This window comes from Vibrio sp. 1641 (assembly GCF_033339995.1).
GTDB lineage: Bacteria > Pseudomonadota > Gammaproteobacteria > Enterobacterales > Vibrionaceae > Vibrio > Vibrio alginolyticus.
In genome coordinates this window covers 128,167-147,614 of the sequence record NZ_JAWOVP010000004.1, presented here as the reverse complement: position 1 = coordinate 147,614, position 19,448 = coordinate 128,167, and the positions used below count along the sequence as shown (strand labels likewise).

13 protein-coding genes are annotated in these 19,448 nt (G+C 45.4%); 3 read left to right on the top strand and 10 right to left on the bottom strand.

Annotated features, from left to right (window positions below):
- Positions 1–108 precede the first annotated feature (108 nt).
- On the top strand, positions 109–1,521 hold the full coding sequence (locus tag R7Z47_RS11195; protein WP_213917219.1) for a phosphoglucomutase/phosphomannomutase family protein: 1,413 nt from the start codon (positions 109–111) through the stop codon (positions 1,519–1,521).
- 157 nt (positions 1,522–1,678) lie between these two features.
- Here the strand turns inward: R7Z47_RS11195 and R7Z47_RS11190 are convergent, their stop codons facing one another.
- The 10 genes from R7Z47_RS11190 to hrpB all read right to left on the bottom strand — a co-directional run bounded on the left by R7Z47_RS11190 (position 1,679) and on the right by hrpB (position 18,005).
- The gene (locus R7Z47_RS11190; protein ID WP_017820405.1) at positions 1,679–2,710 is read right to left on the bottom strand and encodes an ABC transporter ATP-binding protein; all 1,032 of its coding nucleotides are present in this window, start codon (positions 2,708–2,710) and stop codon (positions 1,679–1,681) included.
- Complete coding sequence (locus tag R7Z47_RS11185; protein ID WP_132936919.1) at positions 2,710–4,335, bottom strand: ABC transporter permease; 1,626 nt, start codon at positions 4,333–4,335, stop codon at positions 2,710–2,712. The genes R7Z47_RS11190 and R7Z47_RS11185 overlap by 1 nt, the downstream gene beginning before the upstream one ends.
- 99 nt (positions 4,336–4,434) lie before the next feature.
- The gene (locus tag R7Z47_RS11180; RefSeq protein ID WP_005386566.1) at positions 4,435–5,448 is read right to left on the bottom strand and encodes a Fe(3+) ABC transporter substrate-binding protein; all 1,014 of its coding nucleotides are present in this window, start codon (positions 5,446–5,448) and stop codon (positions 4,435–4,437) included.
- A 152-nt stretch (positions 5,449–5,600) separates the two neighbouring features.
- Positions 5,601–6,830, bottom strand: coding sequence for an ammonium transporter (locus tag R7Z47_RS11175; protein ID WP_005386568.1), 1,230 nt, complete (start codon positions 6,828–6,830; stop codon positions 5,601–5,603).
- Positions 6,831–6,857: 27 nt separating this feature from the next.
- Positions 6,858–7,196 (bottom strand): P-II family nitrogen regulator, encoded by a 339-nt coding sequence (locus R7Z47_RS11170; RefSeq protein ID WP_005386570.1) that lies wholly within the window; start codon positions 7,194–7,196, stop codon positions 6,858–6,860.
- Positions 7,197–7,384: 188 nt separating this feature from the next.
- Complete coding sequence (locus R7Z47_RS11165; RefSeq protein ID WP_017635908.1) at positions 7,385–7,753, bottom strand: YacL family protein; 369 nt, start codon at positions 7,751–7,753, stop codon at positions 7,385–7,387.
- 99 nt (positions 7,754–7,852) lie between these two features.
- Positions 7,853–10,450 carry a bifunctional aconitate hydratase 2/2-methylisocitrate dehydratase gene (acnB, locus tag R7Z47_RS11160; protein WP_005380009.1) on the bottom strand — a complete coding sequence of 866 codons (2,598 nt, stop codon included), beginning with the start codon at positions 10,448–10,450 and terminating at the stop codon, positions 7,853–7,855.
- A gap of 268 nt (positions 10,451–10,718) precedes the next feature.
- A complete protein-coding gene (locus R7Z47_RS11155; protein ID WP_047102650.1) occupies positions 10,719–13,049 on the bottom strand; it encodes a patatin-like phospholipase family protein in 2,331 nt (776 codons plus the stop codon).
- 122 nt (positions 13,050–13,171) lie between these two features.
- Positions 13,172–15,544 carry a penicillin-binding protein 1B gene (mrcB, locus tag R7Z47_RS11150; RefSeq protein WP_005380020.1) on the bottom strand — a complete coding sequence of 791 codons (2,373 nt, stop codon included), beginning with the start codon at positions 15,542–15,544 and terminating at the stop codon, positions 13,172–13,174.
- Positions 15,537–18,005 carry an ATP-dependent helicase HrpB gene (gene hrpB / locus R7Z47_RS11145; RefSeq protein WP_262606819.1) on the bottom strand — a complete coding sequence of 823 codons (2,469 nt, stop codon included), beginning with the start codon at positions 18,003–18,005 and terminating at the stop codon, positions 15,537–15,539. Before hrpB ends, mrcB begins: the two co-directional genes overlap by 8 nt.
- Before the next feature lie 66 nt (positions 18,006–18,071).
- On the opposite strand from hrpB, the gene sfsA reads away from it, so the two are divergent.
- Both sfsA and dksA read left to right on the top strand, forming a co-directional pair.
- Positions 18,072–18,788, top strand: a complete 717-nt coding sequence (gene sfsA / locus R7Z47_RS11140) for a DNA/RNA nuclease SfsA (protein WP_017635909.1) — start codon at positions 18,072–18,074, stop codon at positions 18,786–18,788.
- Positions 18,789–18,924: 136 nt separating this feature from the next.
- The gene (gene dksA / locus R7Z47_RS11135; RefSeq protein WP_005386584.1) at positions 18,925–19,371 is read left to right on the top strand and encodes an RNA polymerase-binding protein DksA; all 447 of its coding nucleotides are present in this window, start codon (positions 18,925–18,927) and stop codon (positions 19,369–19,371) included.
- Positions 19,372–19,448: the final 77 nt, after the last annotated feature.

Genomic DNA, 19,448 nt, shown 5'->3' with positions numbered 1-19,448 from the left:
CCTTCTCCCCTTTTGATTTATCCGGTGCATTTATGTTTTACAAGTGCATCGGTTCGCTAGCAAAGATTTAAGAGGCGGTGGGATGCCGCTCTTATCGAGGATCGAATCATGATCAAATTTGGTACAGGCGGTTGGCGTGCATTTATCGGTGAGGAGTTCACCAAAGATAATGTACGTTTGGTCGCTCAAGCAGTTGCAAACATCACGAATAACGAATCGGTTGCTGATCGCGGCTTTGTGATTGGCTATGACCGTCGTTTTCTTTCCGATAAAGCAGGTCGTTGGTTCGCTGAAGTTCTAGCAGCAAACGGCATTGTGGTTAGCTTTATCGACAAATTTGTCCCAACACCTATCGTAATGTTTAAAGCGAAAGAAATGGGCTGCGCATACTCGGCATGTATTACCGCATCACACAACCCTGCCGATTACAACGGCATTAAAGTCTTCATTGAAGGCGGTCGTGACGCAGATGAAATCATCACCCAAAAAATCGAATCACAAATAGACGCGCTCACTGCGCAAGATGTAAAAAGCGTCGACTTTGAACAAGCGGTTGAAGATAAGCTGATTGAAATCATCAATCCGATGAACGAATTCGTTGACTCAATCATCGACTTTATCGACATCGAAGCGATCAAGAAGGCGAATTTACGTGTTTTGATCGACCCAATGTTTGGTGTTGCGAAAAACGCGCTACAGACCGTATTGATCAACGGTCGTTGTGAAGTCGACGTAATCAACGACGGCAAAAACCCAGATTTCGGTGGCTTAATGCCATCACCAAGTGCAGCAACGCTTTACCGCTTGATGCACCTTGTAGAACAAGAAGGCTACGACATTGGTATTGGTACCGATGGCGACGCAGACCGCCTTGGTATTATCGACGAGAAAGGTAACTTCATTCATCCAAATGAAGTACTACTGCTGCTTTACTACTACCTACTTGAATACAAAGGCTGGACAGGGTCAGTAGTACGTAACATCGCAACCACTCATCTGTTAGATAAAGTCGCAGAAGATCATGGTGAAAAATGCTTTGAGGTTCCTGTAGGATTTAAGCACATCAGTTCTCAAATGGAAGCTGACGATTCGCTGATTGGCGGCGAAAGTTCTGGCGGCCTAACCATTCGCGGCCACATCAAAGGTAAAGACGGCGTATTCGCATCAAGCCTATTGGTAGAAATGATTTCAGTAACCGGCAAGAAGCTGTCTGAGTTGCTGGATGAAATCTACGGCAAGTACGGCTATGCCTACATGGCAGAAGGCGATTGTAAGTTCAAACCAGCGCAAAAGGACGTTCTGTTCAACAAAATTTATGTTGAAAAACAGTTGCCTGAGTTTGAGTTTGAAATCGAAAAAGTCAGCTATGAAGATGGCGCGAAAGTCTACTTCAAAAACGGCGGTTGGATCATCGCTCGCTTCTCTGGCACTGAGCCACTGCTACGAATTTTTGCAGAGATGCAAGATAAGGACACTGCGGAACGTGTTCTTCAACAGTTTAAAGACTTCTTGTCTTTATAACTGAACCTTGTGCCCGCTTCGAGCACTATGATGAGAGTCAACGCTGTCTGAAAAGGCGCTCATCAACAGGAGAAGAGCACTTGCCCGGCTCCACTGCCGGGCTTTTTTATTGTATGTTGGAAAGTCGTAAACGAGATAGCAAAGATACTCAGGAGCGTTAAGCAAATGCCAGGACGCCTTGCGTTTCAATTTTCACCGCGACGGACTCACCTATATTTAATGCTTGCGAAGCTGTAGCTAACAAACGGTCACCATTCGCGTTAATCACATAACGGCAGTGATCACCCATAAAATGCTGTTCCAATACGGTTACCGAACTATCTTCATCGGATTGAATTTGCACATGCTGCGGTCTTAGCAGTAAAGAGCACTCCGCCTGTACTGGAATATCTTGTTGAGCCGTGGCTTCAACCACGCCCAAGTGGGTTTCATATTCTGAATTCGAAACCCGTTTAGCAGCAAGGTAGCTGCCACCACCTAAGAAATCAGCGACAAATTTACTTGAAGGCTGGTAGTAAAGCTCAGATGCTGTGCCATATTGCTCGATGACTCCATTGTTCATCACTGCCATTTTATCGGCGAAAGCAAAAGCCTCTTCACGGCTATGCGTAACAAAAATGGCAGTCACACCTTGGGCCTTAAAAATCTTACGGATCTCACTTATCAACTCATGGCGAACTTGCGTATCAATATTAGAAAACGGTTCATCCAGTAACAATAAGTCTGGGCTGTAAGCCAATGAGCGAGCAATCGCAACACGCTGCTGCTGTCCGCCAGACAATTGGTGAGGATAACGATCGCCATAACCTTGAAGGTGTACGAGTTCTAACATTTCTTGAACTTTAGCATTTTTCTCTTTTGTCGAGCTCTGCTTTAAGCCAAAGGCAATGTTTTGCGCCACCGTCAAGTGAGGAAAAAGTGCGTAATCTTGGAAAATCATCCCTATGTTACGCTGTTCTGGCGGCAACCAGTTTTCCCCATCATCAATTGTGACGCAATTTAGACTCATTTCGCCTGACGTTAACGGCAATAATCCCGCAACGGCCTTTAATAGTGTTGTTTTCCCACAGCCACTAGCTCCTAGCAAACAGACAATCTGCCCTTGTTCTACCTCAAGAGACAATGATTCAAGTACGGTTTGATCATCATATTGGCACGTTAGGTTTTTAATTGATAATGCACAGCTCATCAGTGATTTTGCTCCAGTGAACGGTTAACAACAACAAGCGGGATCAACCCAACAAGAACCAACAGGACCGCTGGTAAAGCGGCCAATTCTAAATGCTCATCCGAGGCGAAGTTATAAACGTATGTGGCTAGTGTTTCAAAGTTAAACGGACGAAGTAACAAAGCCGCATTGAGCTCTTTCATTGACTCGATAAACACTAATAAAGCCGCAATCAGTGCACCGCGCTTAACCAGCGGAAAGTGCACGCGCCACAGCATGGCATTGGGCTTACAACCCATAGTGCGCGATGCCATATCTAACGACGGAGAAATTTTATTTAAATTACTTTCGATACTACCAATCGCTACCGCGGAAAAGCGCACAACCATGGCAAATACTAGTGCGAACATGGAACCAGAAAAGATAAGTCCCGGCCTTCCCCACTCCATGGCTTTAGCAACGTCGTTGACACGATGATCCATAAACAGCACAGCGACCATCACACCGATGGCTAGTACCGTTCCTGGTACTGCATAGCCCATAGAAGAAAGACGCATAAATGCCAAGCTTTCTCGTTTACCATTGACTCGATGGGTAAAGTTAACGATCAGTGCGACAGCAACACCAATAATCGCAGCAATAACAGACACAACTAAGCTATTCCATGCGTATTCACGAAACTCTGAGGTCCAACTCTGCGCAAAATAAGTGATCGCATAATCAATCAGCTGTAGTAGCGGCAAAATAAACGCGACCGAAACCAAGCCCCAGCACCAAACTAGTGCGGTCCACTTTTTCCAGCCCGTCAACTCGTAACGAAAATCTTCGTGACTGTTAAATTGGCTTTGAAAAAGCTTTTGTTTACGGCGGCTGTATCGTTCGGCACTAAGAAGCAGTACTACAATGACGAGCATCATGGCAGAAATCTTGGCTGCCGCATTAAGATTAGAGTACCCCAACCAAGTATCGTAGACCGCTGTGGTTAACGTATTCACCGCGAAGTAACTTACCGTACCAAAGTCACCGATGGTCTCCATTGCGACCAATGATAAACCCACTGCGATAGAGGGTCTTACTAACGGCATCGAGATGCGCCAAAAGCTTTCCCATGGAGAGCACTTGAGCAAACGCGCGCTTTGCAATAAAGAGACATTTTGCTCCATAAACGCAGCCCGGCACAATAAATACACGTAAGGATACAACACCAAAGCCAACACAAAGGTCGCACCAGGCAGCGTACGAATGTCAGGGAACCAATACTCGCCAGGTCCCCATCCGGTTACATCACGCAAAAAGATCTGAATCGGGCCTGCAAAATCAAACCAATCAGTAAAAATATAACCAATGATATAACCTGGCATTGCAAGAGGTAGCACCAATGCCCACTGCAACCATTTTTCGGTCGGCAGTTTACACATGGCCATTATCCAAGCGCTTGGAATACCAAGAGTTAAGGACAGCACCATTACGCCAACAGTTAGCGCAACCGTGTTAAAAATATAAGTCGGCATGACCGTTGCCATTAAATGAGCAAACAAATCATCCGTTTCACCAATTGCGGTGTAGAAGATCGCTAAGATCGGCAAAACCAGTAGCAGAGTTATTACCCCACTACTGGTTTTCCATAAAGAGTGTTTATCTTTCATCGCCTAATTACTGCAAGGCTGTATGAAATACAAATGCTGTTGCAAATACATCTCATATCCTTTAATCAAATGGGGGTACTGTTATACCCCCACAAGGAATTAAAGGTCAAATTTCACTTCGTCTAATAGCTTAATTGCCGCTTCGTGGTTGGCTGCAATATCGTCTAGAGAAAGCTTGTCTGCTTTAAAGTCACCCCAAGATTCCACAAGCTCAGAACGCTTCACGCCTTCTTTAACTGGGTACTCATAGTTAACTTCTGCGTACATTTGCTGCGCTTTGTCACCCGTTAGGAATTCCATTAGCTTCACAGCATTGTCTTTGTTTGGAGAGTACTTCGCCATCGCCATACCAGAGATATTCACGTGAGTGCCTGTAGTCTCTTGGTTAGGGAAGTTGATGTAAACTGCATCAGCCCAAGCCTTTTGCTCTTTGTCGTTAACCATTTTACCTAGGTAGTAGCTGTTACCCAGAGAAACATCACATAGGCCTTCTTTGATCGCTTTAACTTGTGCACGGTCGTTGCCTTGTGGTTTGCGAGCAAGGTTTGCTTTCACGCCTTCCAACCACTCTTTGGTTTCTGCTTCGCCATTGTGAGCAATCATTGCTGAAACTAGAGAAACGTTGTACGGGTGCTTACCGCTACGAGTACAAATTTTACCTTTGAACTCTGGCTTAGCTAAGTCTGCGTAGTTGAAATCTGCGCCTAGTTTACCTACGCGATCACGTGATGAATAAACGCTACGAGAACGTAGAGTTAGAGCAAACCACTCATTCTCTTTATCTTGGTATTGAGCAGGTACGTTTTCTTCAATGATTTTGCTATCGACTTTCTGAACTAAACCTTTGTTTGTCAGTTCAGCTAGACGGCTGATGTCTGTCGTAAGAATAACGTCAGCAGGGCTGTACTCACCTTCTTGAGCTAGCTTTTCTGCTAAGCCTTTTTTAGCAAATTTTACGTTTACTTTGATGCCAGTTTCTTTAGTGAACTCATTGAACATAGGTTCAACTAGGAAAGGTTGACGGTAAGAGTAGACGTTCACTTCTTCAGCAGCCATTGCTGTTGGAGCTAGAGTAGCGCAAGTTAGTGCTGAAAGAGTTAGCAGTTTTTTCATTGTTTAATCCTTTACCATGCTAATGATAACGTTTATCAGTTGCGTTATTATATGTATGTTCAATAAGAAGACAATGACGAATATTAAAAAACCTGCTCATCGGAGCAGGTTTTATTGTGTTAAGTGTGTAACCATTTATTACAAGCTAATGATTATTTCACCGTAACAAACTCTGGGTAAGCACCAACACCACAATCATGCATGTCCATACCTTCCATTTCTTCATCTTCTGTAACGCGAATCCCAACGGTTGCTTTCAAGATTGCCCACACAACTAGGCTGGCACCAAATACCCAAGCAAAGATAACTACGGCACCTAAAAGCTGTGCACCAAACGTTGCATCACCGTTGCTCAGTGGCACTACCATTAGGCCGAAGAAACCACACACACCGTGAACTGAGATAGCACCTACTGGATCGTCAATTTTAAGTTTATCTAGAGCAATGATACTGAATACAACTAGTGCACCCGACACTGCACCAATCGCAACCGCGTACAGTGGTGATGGCGATAGAGGGTCTGCAGTGATGGCAACCAAGCCAGCTAGCGCGCCATTGAGAATCATCGTTAAATCGGCTTTACCCCAAGTAGTTTTACAAACGAATAGCGCCGCAATTGCACCGGCAGCCGCAGCTGCGTTAGTGTTTAGAAAGATCTGACCTACCGCTGTAGCATTCTCAAAATCTGAAACCATCAACTGAGAACCACCGTTAAATCCAAACCAGCCAAACCAAAGGATAAAAGTACCCAACGTTGCCAAAGGCATGTTAGAACCTGGAATCGGATAAATTTCACCATTTTTACCGTACTTACCCTTACGCGCGCCAAGCAGTAACACACCAGCAAGAGCAGCAGAAGCACCTGCCATATGTACGATACCAGAACCCGCAAAGTCACTAAATCCAGCTTCTGCTAGGAAGCCTCCACCCCATGTCCAGTAACCTTCCATTGGATAGATAAACGCAGTTAAAATCGCAGAGAAAATCAAGAAAGACCAAAGCTTCATGCGCTCAGCTACCGCACCAGAAACGACGGACATGGCAGTTGCAACGAAGACAACTTGGAAGAAGAAGTCAGATTCTAAAGAGTGGTCGGCCCCTTCACCTTGAGTACCAATTAGCGTACCAAATGAAGGTAACCAGCCTCCTTCTCCATTATCGACATACATGATGTTATAACCGACGATCAGAAACATCGTACATGCGATGGCGTACAAACAGATGTTCTTCGTAAGAATTTCTGTTGTGTTTTTAGAGCGCACAAGGCCAGCCTCTAGCATCGCAAAGCCTGCTGCCATCCACATTACCAACGCACCGGAAATGAGGAAGAAAAAGGTGTCAAGTGCGTAACGTAACTCGGTTACTGTTGTTGTTAATTCCATAATAAGTATCTCCAATCCTTTGAATTCTTAAAGTGCTTCTGCGTCCATTTCGCCAGTTCGGATACGCACCGCTTGGTTCAGATCGTAAACAAAAATTTTACCGTCGCCGATTTTTCCGGTTTGCGCAGCTTTTGTAATTGCTTCAACAACACGATCTACATTGTCTGCGTGAGTCGCGATTTCAATTTTCACCTTTGGTAGGAAATCAACTTGATACTCTGCACCGCGGTACAATTCCGTATGACCTTTTTGACGACCGAACCCTTTAACTTCTGATACTGTCATCCCTTCGATACCGACATCAGCCAATGCTTCTCGTACATCGTCTAATTTAAACGGCTTAATAATGGCATTGATTATTTTCATTGAGTTATCTCCGAAGCTTTCATCCTGAAACACTTCTTATAATCCAATCTACGTGCCAAGTTTTTAAGTTATTGAATAATAAAAACTAACCTCAATTTACATATCTATAAACAAAAAGGGCGCACCATATCGGTGCGCCCTTTTCACAAATTTAAAGCAACGGCAGAGAAGTTACCCAAAACTGTGCATTAAATGTTCAAAAAGTCTTTCCACTGTTCGATAAGTGCCATGAAATCCTCTATCCCACAACTTGCTGTACTTTCTGCATTGTAGAAGTCGAACTCACTTTCCATCTCGACATCATATTCATGGGCTAATGCGTTTTCTTGTACAAGAACTTCGTCGCCCTGAATCATCAAGCTAATTTCCGTGCCTGTAAGGTTATGCTCCTGAGAAGGCGCTGAAAATGACCGCTCAATTAGCTTTTCAACCTGTGCAATCTTCATCGGATCTTTACCAATTTCTTCTTGCAACCAGCGCCCTACAATCTCATGTCCCATGCTACATTTTACGTAGTACTCGCCCATCAACGTGTTACGAATGAATTCAAATTCCACCGAGATTGCCTATTTCGTATCAATTTGGTGCGAGTATAGCGAATTGCTCCCATAAAAAAAGCACCTCATGTGAGGTGCTTTTGAATTGTGCATTTCTGATTATGCCGGTTCTTGGAAGATCACTTCGTCCGCTTTCTTGGTGTATTGATCCATTTTATGGAAGTTCAAGTAGCGGTACGTATCCGTTGCCGTAGCGTCGATTTGCTTCGCGTATTCTAGGTATTCTTCTTTGGTTGGAATCTTACCTAGGATTGCACCTACTGCAGCTAGCTCAGCTGACGATAGGTAAACATTCGCACCAGTACCCAGACGGTTCGGGAAGTTACGCGTTGAAGTCGACATTACTGTTGATTTATCTGCAACACGCGCTTGGTTACCCATACAAAGTGAACACCCTGGCGTTTCAATACGAACCCCTGCACGTCCGAAGATACCGTAGTAGCCTTCTTCAATCAGTTGGTCTTTATCCATCTTTGTTGGTGGCGCTACCCAAAGGCGCGTCGCTAACTGGCCATTGAACTTATCAAGCAATTTACCTGCTGCGCGGAAGTGACCGATGTTCGTCATACAAGAACCGATGAACACTTCATCAATCGCTGTGCCTTGTACTTCAGACAACAAACGAGCGTCATCTGGGTCATTCGGTGCACATAGTACTGGCTCATTGATTTCAGCCATATCGATTTCAATCACATGTGCGTATTCAGCGTCTTTATCTGCTTGCATCAGCTCAGGGTTTGCTAGCCACTCTTGCATTGCAGTAATACGGCGCTCGATAGTACGGCGATCACCGTAGCCTTCAGAGATCATCCACTTCAGCATCACGATGTTAGAGTTTAAGTACTCTTCGATCGACTCTTGAGACAATTTCACAGTACAACCTGCCGCCGAACGCTCTGCAGATGCATCAGAAAGCTCAAATGCTTGCTCAACCGTTAGCGTTTCTAAGCCTTCAATCTCAAGGATACGGCCAGAAAATTCGTTGATCTTGCCCGCTTTTTCTACCGTTAGTAGACCTTGCTGAATCGCGTAGTAAGGGATGGCATGAACAAGATCACGCAGTGTAATACCCGGTTGCATCTCACCTTTAAAACGAACCAAGATTGACTCTGGCATGTCTAGCGGCATAACGCCTGTCGCAGCTGCAAAGGCAACCAAGCCCGAGCCAGCTGGGAATGAAATACCCAGAGGGAAACGAGTATGTGAGTCACCACCCGTACCGACAGTATCCGGTAGTAGCATACGGTTCAGCCATGAGTGGATAATACCGTCACCAGGACGAAGAGATACACCACCGCGGTTCATAATAAAGTCCGGAAGTGTATGGTGAGTGTTAACGTCTACTGGTTTTGGATAAGCCGATGTGTGACAGAAAGACTGCATGACAAGATCAGCAGAGAAGCCGAGACACGCCAAGTCTTTAAGTTCATCACGAGTCATAGGGCCAGTAGTATCTTGCGAGCCTACTGTCGTCATCTTCGGCTCACAGTAGGTTCCAGGACGGATGCCTTCTACGCCACATGCTTTACCAACCATTTTCTGTGCAAGCGTGTAACCCTTGCCAGAATCTGCGATTTCACCAGGTTTACGGAATACATCCGAAGGCTCAAGACCTAGCGATTGACGCGCTTTGTCTGTCAAACCACGACCGATGATCAATGGGATACGACCACCAGCACGAACTTCATCAATCAGTACTTCTGTTTTTAGCGAGAACTCAGCTAGAACCTCACCAGTTTCGTGGTTGCAAACTTTACCTTCATATGGGTAAACATCGATAACATCGCCCATGTTGAGCTTAGTTACGTCAACTTCGATTGGTAGTGCGCCAGCATCTTCCATTGTGTTAAAGAAGATAGGGGCAATTTTGCCACCAAGCACATACCCACCAGCTCGTTTGTTTGGAACGTAAGGGATATCATCACCCATAAACCAAAGCACTGAGTTTGTTGCCGATTTACGTGAAGAGCCAGTACCAACAACATCACCAACGTAAACCAATTGATGACCTTTGTCTTTTAACTCTTCAATTTGCTTGATCGGGCCAATAGTACCCGGTTGATCAGGGTTTATTCCTTCACGCTCGTTTTTAAGCATCGCCAGTGCGTGTACTGGAATATCAGGGCGAGACCAAGCGTCAGGTGCAGGTGAAAGGTCATCCGTGTTCGTTTCACCTGTTACTTTAAATACGGTTAGAGTGACTTTTTCTTCAAGCTTAGGCTTAGAAAGGAACCACTCAGCATCAGCCCATGATTGAAGTACTTTCTGTGCATGCGCATTGCCAGCTTTCGCTTTCTCTTCTACGTCATAGAAAGCATCAAACATCAGCAGCGTATGAGACAGCGCTTTTACTGCGATCTCTGCCAGTGCTTCATCATCCAATAGCTCAACTAGCGGTTCGATGTTGTAACCACCTTGCATAGTGCCTAGCAGTTCAGCCGCTTTTTCACGACTCACTAATGGTGATTTAACTTCACCTTTTGCTACTGCTGTTAGGAAACCCGCTTTTACATAAGCAGCTTCATCAACACCTGGAGGGATACGGTTTTCAAGTAGGTCAAGAATGACTTCTTCTTCACCTTGCGGGGGATTTTTCAGAAGTTCTACAAGTCCAGCAACTTGTTCTGCGTCTAGCGGTTTAGGAACAACTCCTTCAGCAGCACGCTCTTCGACGTGTTTACGGTAGGCTTCAAGCACGACTTTTTCCTCTCATTGCGGTTCCTCCTCTATTATTACTATTGTTAAAGTAAAGGAGTGAACATCCTTGGAAACTTGGCTCTCCATTGCCCTTGTTTTCATTCAATTATGATTGAGAAACAGCGCCGTAGAGGCCAAACTGTGGGCAAAATAATAGCAAATTTAACCTTAAATTAAAATCTTATCATTTTGACCAACATAGCAACTTACGACTAAAGTTCTGCTAATTTTGACCAAATATGCCAAGTTTTTGCTTTCTCATACCCGGTTAATTAAACGATGTTCCTACGATCAAATACACAGCATCCAAATCTTGCTCGGTACGACCGTATGCCAACATTATTGGTCCTATTGGTGAGTCAACACCAAAGAAGATGGAACCAGCATTGTAAAGCGGCGCTTCGTTTAGTTTCAGATCATTATCAGACCAAACACCGCCATATTCGACCGATGCGCCCAGGTAGACTGGAGCTTCAAACAATCCGAAATCATTATCAAACCACTTATATCGGTACACCAAACTGCTGAAAAATAAGTTCTGTCCGATCAGGCTATTTCTTGGGATTCCCGATAGGCTTAAGAAGCCGCCCAACTCTCTGGGATCAAGCGGTAAAGATGAGTTTTTACTCTCTACAAAACTATATTCAGCATGTCCGACTAAAGTATGACGCTGATGACTCACTGCACCTTTAAATCGTGCAGAGATTTCATAAACGGTATCTTCAATAATTTTGTCAGTTTCTAAAAGGCTAACGCCCTGAGGACTTTGATCATGAGACACTAAATATTCGAGATCGACTAAAAGCCCACGAGTCGGAAATGCGAAATCATCAAGTGTGTCTAGGCGATAATTGGCAAACAGACCACGACGTTCAAAATCCAATTTACCAGCAGAAGCCAAAGTAGAAAGCTCAATATCTCCGGTAGAGTAGCGAGCGCCAAATCGAAGTTCTTGCCACAATGTGGGTTGGATACCTATCGCTAACTCTGTTGTAAAATCATCGTAAGTGACCGGAAAAAAGTCATTTACTGACTCTAAATCTGGTGCTTGAGGCTCTGTTAAAGGTAAGTTTCGGCTCTCACTGCCATAGGAAATTCGCCCCGATACAAAAAGTTCTTGGCTAGATAAAACAGGGGAATACAACTCAGCTTCAATCAGCTTATCCGTGCCCATTTCTACGTTGAACGCCAACTCCGCGCCATGAGAGTTCAAGTTGGTAAAGTTGGTCGATATTCCTATGCCGTACTGGCTATCTGTATCGAAGTCATCTTCAAGAAAAAATCGGAAGTTGAGATAATTAGGCCCCCACGACTTCTCGTTAACATCAAAAACCAACAATGTCTCACCATCCACCTCTTCAAAGTGATAAGTGATGAGCTCGAACCGATCTAACGCGTAGAGGTTTTCAACGGCTTTCTCAATTTCGGCCGTTGAAATACGACGTCCGGTTTCTAATTCAATACGATTCGTCAACAACACATCGCTGTAGTGCGTGTTATTAACAATCACTATGTCATCAACCACACGCTGATCGCCATAAATCAAAGTTTTACGAACTTCTTGTTTGCGATCGATGTATTTTTGATAGTCCGCGTTGGACAAGCGTAACTCTTTCAGCTTGTCTTTTAATTGCTTGGTAATATCGTACCCAGCTTGAAAAGCCCAAGGCATTTTGTCGAACTCGACGGTTTCCATGGTGCCCACATTGGGACGAATATAGATATCTTGAGGTTCAAGCTCGTCCACTTGCTGTTGTGTACTACGACGAACGAGATAGTTAGAGAGTTGGTCCGCGACAGTAAACAGCCCCGTAAATTCATCTTCGGTTTTGTAATCGGTGCTAATATCGACGGCAATAACGACATCAGCCCCCATGGCGCGAGCCACATCGACAGGCATGTTATTGACGACGCCGCCATCAACAAGCATATGGCCATTGAGCTTATAAGGAGGAAGCGCTCCTGGTACAGACATGCTAGCCATCATTGCATCAACAAGGTAACCATTGCCCAGTACGACTTCTTCTAGGGCAAGAATATCTGTCGCAACAGAACGATAGGGAATGGCAAGATCATCAAAAGAATCGAATCGCCCTAAGTTCCCTGTAGTCTCACGCAATACTCGCAACATGTTCTGGCCTTGCACCACACCCGTTGGTGCTCGTACCTCACCGAATCTTAAGCCGAGGTCGGTATTAATTTGATAGCGGTCTTCATACTCTTTGTCACGAACTCTACGTTGGCTACGGTCAACACGATCTCGATAACCGCTGCCCCAATCGACGGTGTAGATAAAACTCTCGATTTCATCAGCACTCATCCCCGTGGCATAAAGCCCACCCACATAGGCGCCCATACTGGTACCGGTCACAATATCCACAGGAATCTGCATTTCTTCCAATGCTTTTAAAACTCCAATGTGTGCCGCCCCTTTCGCTCCGCCACCAGCGAGCACAACCGCCACCTTTGGTCGAGGTTCCAAGTCATCCGTTTTTGTTAGAGAGTTTGCGAGGGAAACAGAAGGAGTGATCATCAAAAAGGTACTAACCCAAAGCGCAAAGTTGCGAACCGATGGGCTTGATAACAGCTTTTTGAACATTCACTTCTTCCTTTATTGAATATCTGATCAAGTAGGGCGTGCTAGCAGTACTGTACTAACACGCCCTAATATGTACTAAGAATTAATCAGATAAACAAGCTAATGTTGTTGATTTGGCGATGCTACCAATCAAATATGCTATTTAACCAGTTTGATTTCTTCTCACACTGTTGCTTTATCTGACCGGTTTTATCCCAAACCGGCAGTTTGTAATCACTACGGCAGTTCATTTCTAAACCTCCATCAGATGTAGGCTTGAACCCTAATGTGGTGATTTCTCTTGGCCATGGGAGCTCTAAACGCTCAGGAATACGCTGCTTCAAGTACTCTGCGTATACTCGTAATGCACCACTCGACCCCGTTAGATTCACGGGTTTATTATCGTCGCGGCCTAGCCAAATTGTCGTCACCTCACGACCATCAACACCGACAAACCAACTATCGCGGTTATCATTACTGGTACCCGTTTTTCCTGCCAATGCAGCCCAACCAAACTGGCTTTGTAAGAAGCGGCCAGTGCCTTGAGCAACCCCTTGTTTCATCGCGTAGGTCGTTAGCCATGCTGCTTGTTCATCCACGGCTCTTGATGAACGAGGCAAGGATTGATACAGCACATTACCTTCCATATCCATGACTGAGCGCAGAGCGGTCAGTTTTGCACGCTTACCTGAATTCGTCAGAGTCTGATACATCTGTGCGACTTCGAATGGCGTCAAAGAAAACGAACCCAAAAACATCGAAGGCACTGGGCGAATTTCGTCTTTGTTCACGCCCAAACGCTCTAAAGTATTGGAGACTTCAGGAATGCCAAGTGCCATACCTAAGCGCACGGTTGGTACGTTAAGTGATTTCGCTAAAGCAATGTAAAGTGGCACATCACCACGATATTTTCTATCGTAGTTGCGCGGCGTCCACACGTTACCTTTACTGCTCTTCAGACTTAACGGCGTGTCGTGTAGCGTCGTGCCTAGGTTGTATTTATCCGGTTGTTCTAGAGCCGTTAAGTAAATCGCTGGTTTCACTAAAGAACCAATTGGACGACTGGCATTGAGCGCGCGGTTAAAGCCTTCATAACCGACACGTTTACCACCAACCATCGCACGGATTTCACCACTATGGCGATCAACGGCCACAGCAGCGGCTTCTAACTCTTTACCACCCCGTTTAGCTAGTTCGGGGATCTTTTTCGCGATAGCTTGTTCCATTTTGCTTTGCGATACTGGGTCCAGAGACGTAAATACGCGCAGTCCGGTCTCTGCTTTAAATCGCTCCCCAACTTTTTCTTTTAATTCAATGCTCAATTGTTGGAAATAAGCTGGCTGACGGCTCGCAATACGTGGCTTGCTTTGCGTATCGAGTGGACGACTTACAGCTTGTTCATACTGCTCTGAAGTCAACATGTTTTGCTGCATTAACAGGCGCAGAACGAGATCACGACGCTCTTTCGTTCTCTCAGGGTAACGAATTGGGTTGTAGTAAGACGGTCCTTTTACCATCCCAACTAACATCGCCAGTTGATCGATTCGCAACTCTTGGATTGGCTGCCCAAAATAGTAACGCGACGCCAAGCCAAACCCGTGGATCGCTTCACCTCCACTTTGACCTAGGTACACTTCGTTTAGGTAGGCTTCTAAGATACGGTCTTTGCTGTAACGGTAATCCAAAATTAGCGCGATATACGCTTCTCGAACTTTACGCCACAGTGTTTTATCACGAGTCAAAAACAGGTTTTTTGCCAATTGCTGAGTCAGCGTACTACCACCTTGAACAGTACGACCCGCCTTAATGTTCGCAACCAATGCACGTGCAATCGCGAGCGGTGACACCCCGTCATGTTGATAAAAATCCCGGTCTTCGGTCGCAAGCAGTGCATCCACCAAAATTTCAGGGAACTGATCACGACGTAAGAAAAGGCGCTGTTCATCACGGTCTTTTTCCAGCATGCCCAACATCTTCGGTTCTAGGCGCAAGTAACCAAGGTCTCCTCGAGATTCTAAAGACTGAATACGTTGCAAGCCGGAATCAGAGAAATGCAGCATAATGTGACGATCTGGCTCGGGACCATCGGCAAACTCGAATGGACGACGAATCAATTCAATCCGAGTGGAAGAAGAGGAATATTCGCCTGGGTAACGAGGTTGACTCACTTTACGGTAATTCAACACATCTAACTCGTTGCGCAGTTCTTGGATGGTGATATTCTCACCAGGGCTTAGATTCAAGATACGGGCATAAACCACCGTAGGCAGCTCAAACAGCTGACCTTCAAAGCGTTCTTTCACCACACTATCTAAGTAAATCCCAACAAACAGCAAAACAGCGGCAAGTGCAACGCCAGCTTTCCAGCTAAACGACCACAGAACTTTCAACCACGAACGTTTCTCGTTAGTCGGTTTTTTACTCGGCGTACGTCGAGTCTGTTTTGCGGTTCCTTTATTGGTTGTACTTTTCTTCGCTGGCGCTTTTTTCGCGCTAGGCTTCTTGCTGTCAGTCATTATTCAATTGTCTTTTTGTTTTCGTTGTTGCTACATGATTGGCAGGATCATCTGGCCAAACGTGTTTTGGGTAGCGCCCTTTCATCTCTTTTTGAACGTCTTTGTAGCTTCCGTTCCAGAAAGCCGCCAAGTCCGACGTTACTTGCAATGGACGTTGTGCCGGTGAAAGCAGTTCAAGCACCAAACGCTTGCGGCCAAGAGCCACCGTTGGGGAACCACTCTCCCCAAATACTTCTTGCATACGCACCGATAATATCGGCTCATGGTCATATTGGTAACGGATACGCTTCTTTGAACCTGTGGGCAGTTGGTAATGCTCAGGTAACCATTCATCCAGTTGTTGATTGAGTGGCCAACCTAATCGAGCATTAAGCGCTTCGACCAAGTTGATCTTGCTCAGGTCTTTAACCGAGCTGACAGACGTCATGTATGGTTCTAACCACTCCTCTAATGAATCCAGCAAACTGGCTTCATCAAACACTGGCCATGACTGCTCAGGTAACCATTCCACCGCACAACGAATCCGAGCCAACAAGCTCTCCGCTGCCGGTGTCCAGTTTAGACTCTGTAAGCCCTGGCGGCGGACATACGTGAGTAAAGCTTGTGTCATTTTTTCTTTGCCCGGGCTTGGCAACGGCTCGCGTTCAACGACCAGCAGACCGAGTTTTGTTTGTCGCTCAGCTATTAGACGGCCTCTTTTTTCATCCCAGTCCACTACTTCTTCAGACGAAAATAGCGTATCAAAGGTCGTTCGCAATATATTGACATCCAATTCACATGCCGAATGAATTTGACTTGAATTAGAATGAGAACGCATTAAGTCAACGGCAACCAAATACTCACAGCCACCTAGCATGTCTTCCTGACGACATTCTGCACCATGACCATTAGCCAAAGTAAATCGCCCAAATTGATTTGTGCGCTGCTGTGCAATGCGATCTGGAAATGCCAAACTTAACACCAGCGGTAATGCATCTTCATCCACGCCTTTCAGGTCAAATACCGTATCCAATTTGTACGCCAGAGATTGAGCACGCTTGAACAACATCGACTTTTTTGGATGAGTACCAACAAGCCAACGATGCAAGCTATAAGCGATATTGGTAACATTTCTCTCTGGCTCTTCAATCAGTGCGACCGCCGCCAAAGCAGCATTTAACATCTTATCACTGTAAGATTGCGCTTTAATTAGCATCGCAGCCGCACGAGGCTCAACGCCTAGTTCATGCGCCTGTTTTCCTTCGGACGTTAATTGCCCTTTTTCCGTCAGTAGTCCCAATGACACCAATAGCTGCTTCGCTTGTTCCAATGACGCATTAGCGGGAACATCAAGCCACTTTAGATCGTGGATATCACTCGCTCCCCAAAAGGCAAGCTCCATAACTAAACTAGCTAAATCGGAATGCAAAATTTCGGGTTGGGGAACCAGCGGTTGCTGCTTGAACTGGTTTTCAGAATAAAGACGAACACAAATGCCCTCTTCTATTCGTCCCGCTCGTCCTGTACGCTGAATCGCTGAAGACTGTGCAATGCGTGTTTGCTCTAAGCGTGTTAAACCGTTTTTCAAATCAAAGCGGGCAATACGCTCTAACCCAGAATCAACGACGAGGCGAATGCCTTCAATCGTTAGTGAAGTTTCTGCAATGTTGGTCGCTAGAACGACTTTACGCTTACCTTGTTCTGCTGGCGTAATCGCTTTTTGTTGATCTGCAAAGCTCAGTTGACCATAAAGTGGGCATACGTCGATATCATCCGCTAAATGAGACAACCGCTCTTCAACTTGTTTTATGGCACCAACACCCGGTAGGAAAGCTAACAAAGATCCAGACTCTTTGTTCATAAGACTTTCTATTGTTTTTGCCATACTCGTAGGTAAATGCTCGTTCACACCTAACGGCTGGTAGCGCATTGCCACATCAAAGCTGCGCCCTTCAGATTCAATGTAACTGGCTTCCGGCAACAACGATTGTAATGCTTGTTGGTCAAGCGTTGCCGACATTACCACCAGCTTGAGATCGTCTCGCAATGCCTCTTGAACTTCTAAACTGAATGCCAAAGCGGTATCGGCATGAATGCTGCGTTCATGAAACTCATCAAAGATCAGTAGATCAACCCCATCCAGTTCAGGGTCAGTTTGGATCATCCTGGTCATGATCCCTTCGGTCACGATCTCCAGCTGCGTTGCAGAACTTACCTTTGCCTCGCCACGAACTCGATAACCCACGCGTTGACCAACTTGTTCTCCCAATTGCTCAGCAAGATAACGGGCAATGTTACGCGCCGCGAGTCGTCTTGGCTCAAGCATGATGATTTTTCCAGCAACCGAATGATTTAAGAGTAACTGCAAAGGGAAGTAAGTCGACTTACCGGCACCAGGCGCCGCTTTTAAGATCACTTGATGTTGATTTTTGACCGCCGTCAGCAACTCAGGCATCACGGCTTCAATCGGCAATTGTGACAAAGGAAATACCTTATGGTGTAATGGTGGCAACATTGTACATAAAAAATTTTTTGTCTAAATAAGCAAATGCATTTCACACCCGCTTTAGAGTCCGCCACTCTACTCAAACGTTATAAACGCTTTCTTGCCGATATCGAGCTCGACACTGGTGAAATCCGTACAATCCACTGCGCAAATACAGGTGCAATGACGGGTTGTGCAACGCCCGGAAACAAGGTTTGGTTTTCTACTTCCGACAACCCGAAACGAAAATACCCCAATAGTTGGGAGTTGAGTGAGACCGAACAAGGCCACCGTATTTGTATCAACACCGCGCGTGCCAATCAATTAGCCGTAGAGGCTATTGAAAATAATGTCATTTCAGAGCTTTGTGGTTATGACACACTTCAAACTGAGGTGAAATACGGCAATGAAAATAGCCGAATTGATATCTTGCTCAGCGCAGACGACAAGCCAAAGTGCTATATAGAAGTGAAAAGCGTCACTCTTCTTGATGAGACCGACTCTACTGGACAAGGATACTTCCCAGATGCGGTCACGACTCGGGGACAAAAACACCTGAGAGAGCTCACAGAAATGGCACAAAATGGAAGTAGAGCCATACTTTTATTCACTGTTTTACATTCAGGTATTGAAAAAGTATCCGCGGCGCACCATATAGACGCGAAATATTCACTATTACTCAAACAAGCACAAGACGCTGGAGTGGAAGTTCTCTGCTACAAAGCTGAACTGAGCGATACTGGAATGAAGCTGATTTCCGCTATTGATTTTATCAATTAAGAGAAAAAATGATGTCGTCTTCACATTGACGATAACTTTGCGATTCAGTATTTGCTTGCACCGCCTCTTTTTGCTATAGATACCCGCCTTAAATTGACTGCGTAGCAGTTGACTAGGTGTAAGTAGGAGATGCTGTATGCCAGAATCAAAGAAGAAAACGATAGGCATCCTAGCCATTGCCGGCGTGGAGCCATATCAGGAAAAACCTGGTGAAGAGTACATGTCACCAGAGCAGGTTGAACACTTTACGAAAATCTTAACAGCTTGGCGCGACCAGCTAAGAGCTGAAGTGGATCGTACTGTTCACCACATGCAGGACGAAGCAGCAAACTTCCCAGATCCAGTTGACCGCGCCTCTCAAGAGGAAGAGTTCAGCCTAGAACTGCGTAACCGTGACCGCGAACGCCGTTTGATCAAGAAGATTGAAAAGACTTTGGATAAAATCAAAGAAGACGATTTTGGCTTCTGTGAGTCTTGTGGCGTAGAGATTGGCGTTCGCCGTCTTGAAGCACGTCCAACCGCTGACCTTTGTATTGACTGTAAAACACTTGCAGAAATCAAAGAGAAGCAAATGCAAGGTTAATCACCCAGCATTATGATTGTTGAAGGGAGCTCAGGCTCCCTTTTTGTTTTGGCTATCTTCGCACCCTATTTGTTTAC

Excerpts from the sequence above, each read along its gene's own strand:
- R7Z47_RS11195 (WP_213917219.1), top strand. The coding sequence starts at position 109 with ATGATCAAATTTGGTACAGGCGGTTGGCGTGCATTTATCGGTGAGGAG.
- R7Z47_RS11190 (WP_017820405.1), bottom strand. The coding sequence starts at position 2,710 with ATGAGCTGTGCATTATCAATTAAAAACCTAACGTGCCAATATGATGAT.
- R7Z47_RS11185 (WP_132936919.1), bottom strand. The coding sequence starts at position 4,335 with ATGAAAGATAAACACTCTTTATGGAAAACCAGTAGTGGGGTAATAACT.
- R7Z47_RS11180 (WP_005386566.1), bottom strand. The coding sequence starts at position 5,448 with ATGAAAAAACTGCTAACTCTTTCAGCACTAACTTGCGCTACTCTAGCT.
- R7Z47_RS11175 (WP_005386568.1), bottom strand. The coding sequence starts at position 6,830 with ATGGAATTAACAACAACAGTAACCGAGTTACGTTACGCACTTGACACC.
- R7Z47_RS11170 (WP_005386570.1), bottom strand. The coding sequence starts at position 7,196 with ATGAAAATAATCAATGCCATTATTAAGCCGTTTAAATTAGACGATGTA.
- R7Z47_RS11155 (WP_047102650.1), bottom strand. The coding sequence starts at position 13,049 with ATGTTCAAAAAGCTGTTATCAAGCCCATCGGTTCGCAACTTTGCGCTT.
- mrcB (WP_005380020.1), bottom strand. The coding sequence starts at position 15,544 with ATGACTGACAGCAAGAAGCCTAGCGCGAAAAAAGCGCCAGCGAAGAAA.
- sfsA (WP_017635909.1), top strand. The coding sequence starts at position 18,072 with ATGCATTTCACACCCGCTTTAGAGTCCGCCACTCTACTCAAACGTTAT.
- dksA (WP_005386584.1), top strand. The coding sequence starts at position 18,925 with ATGCCAGAATCAAAGAAGAAAACGATAGGCATCCTAGCCATTGCCGGC.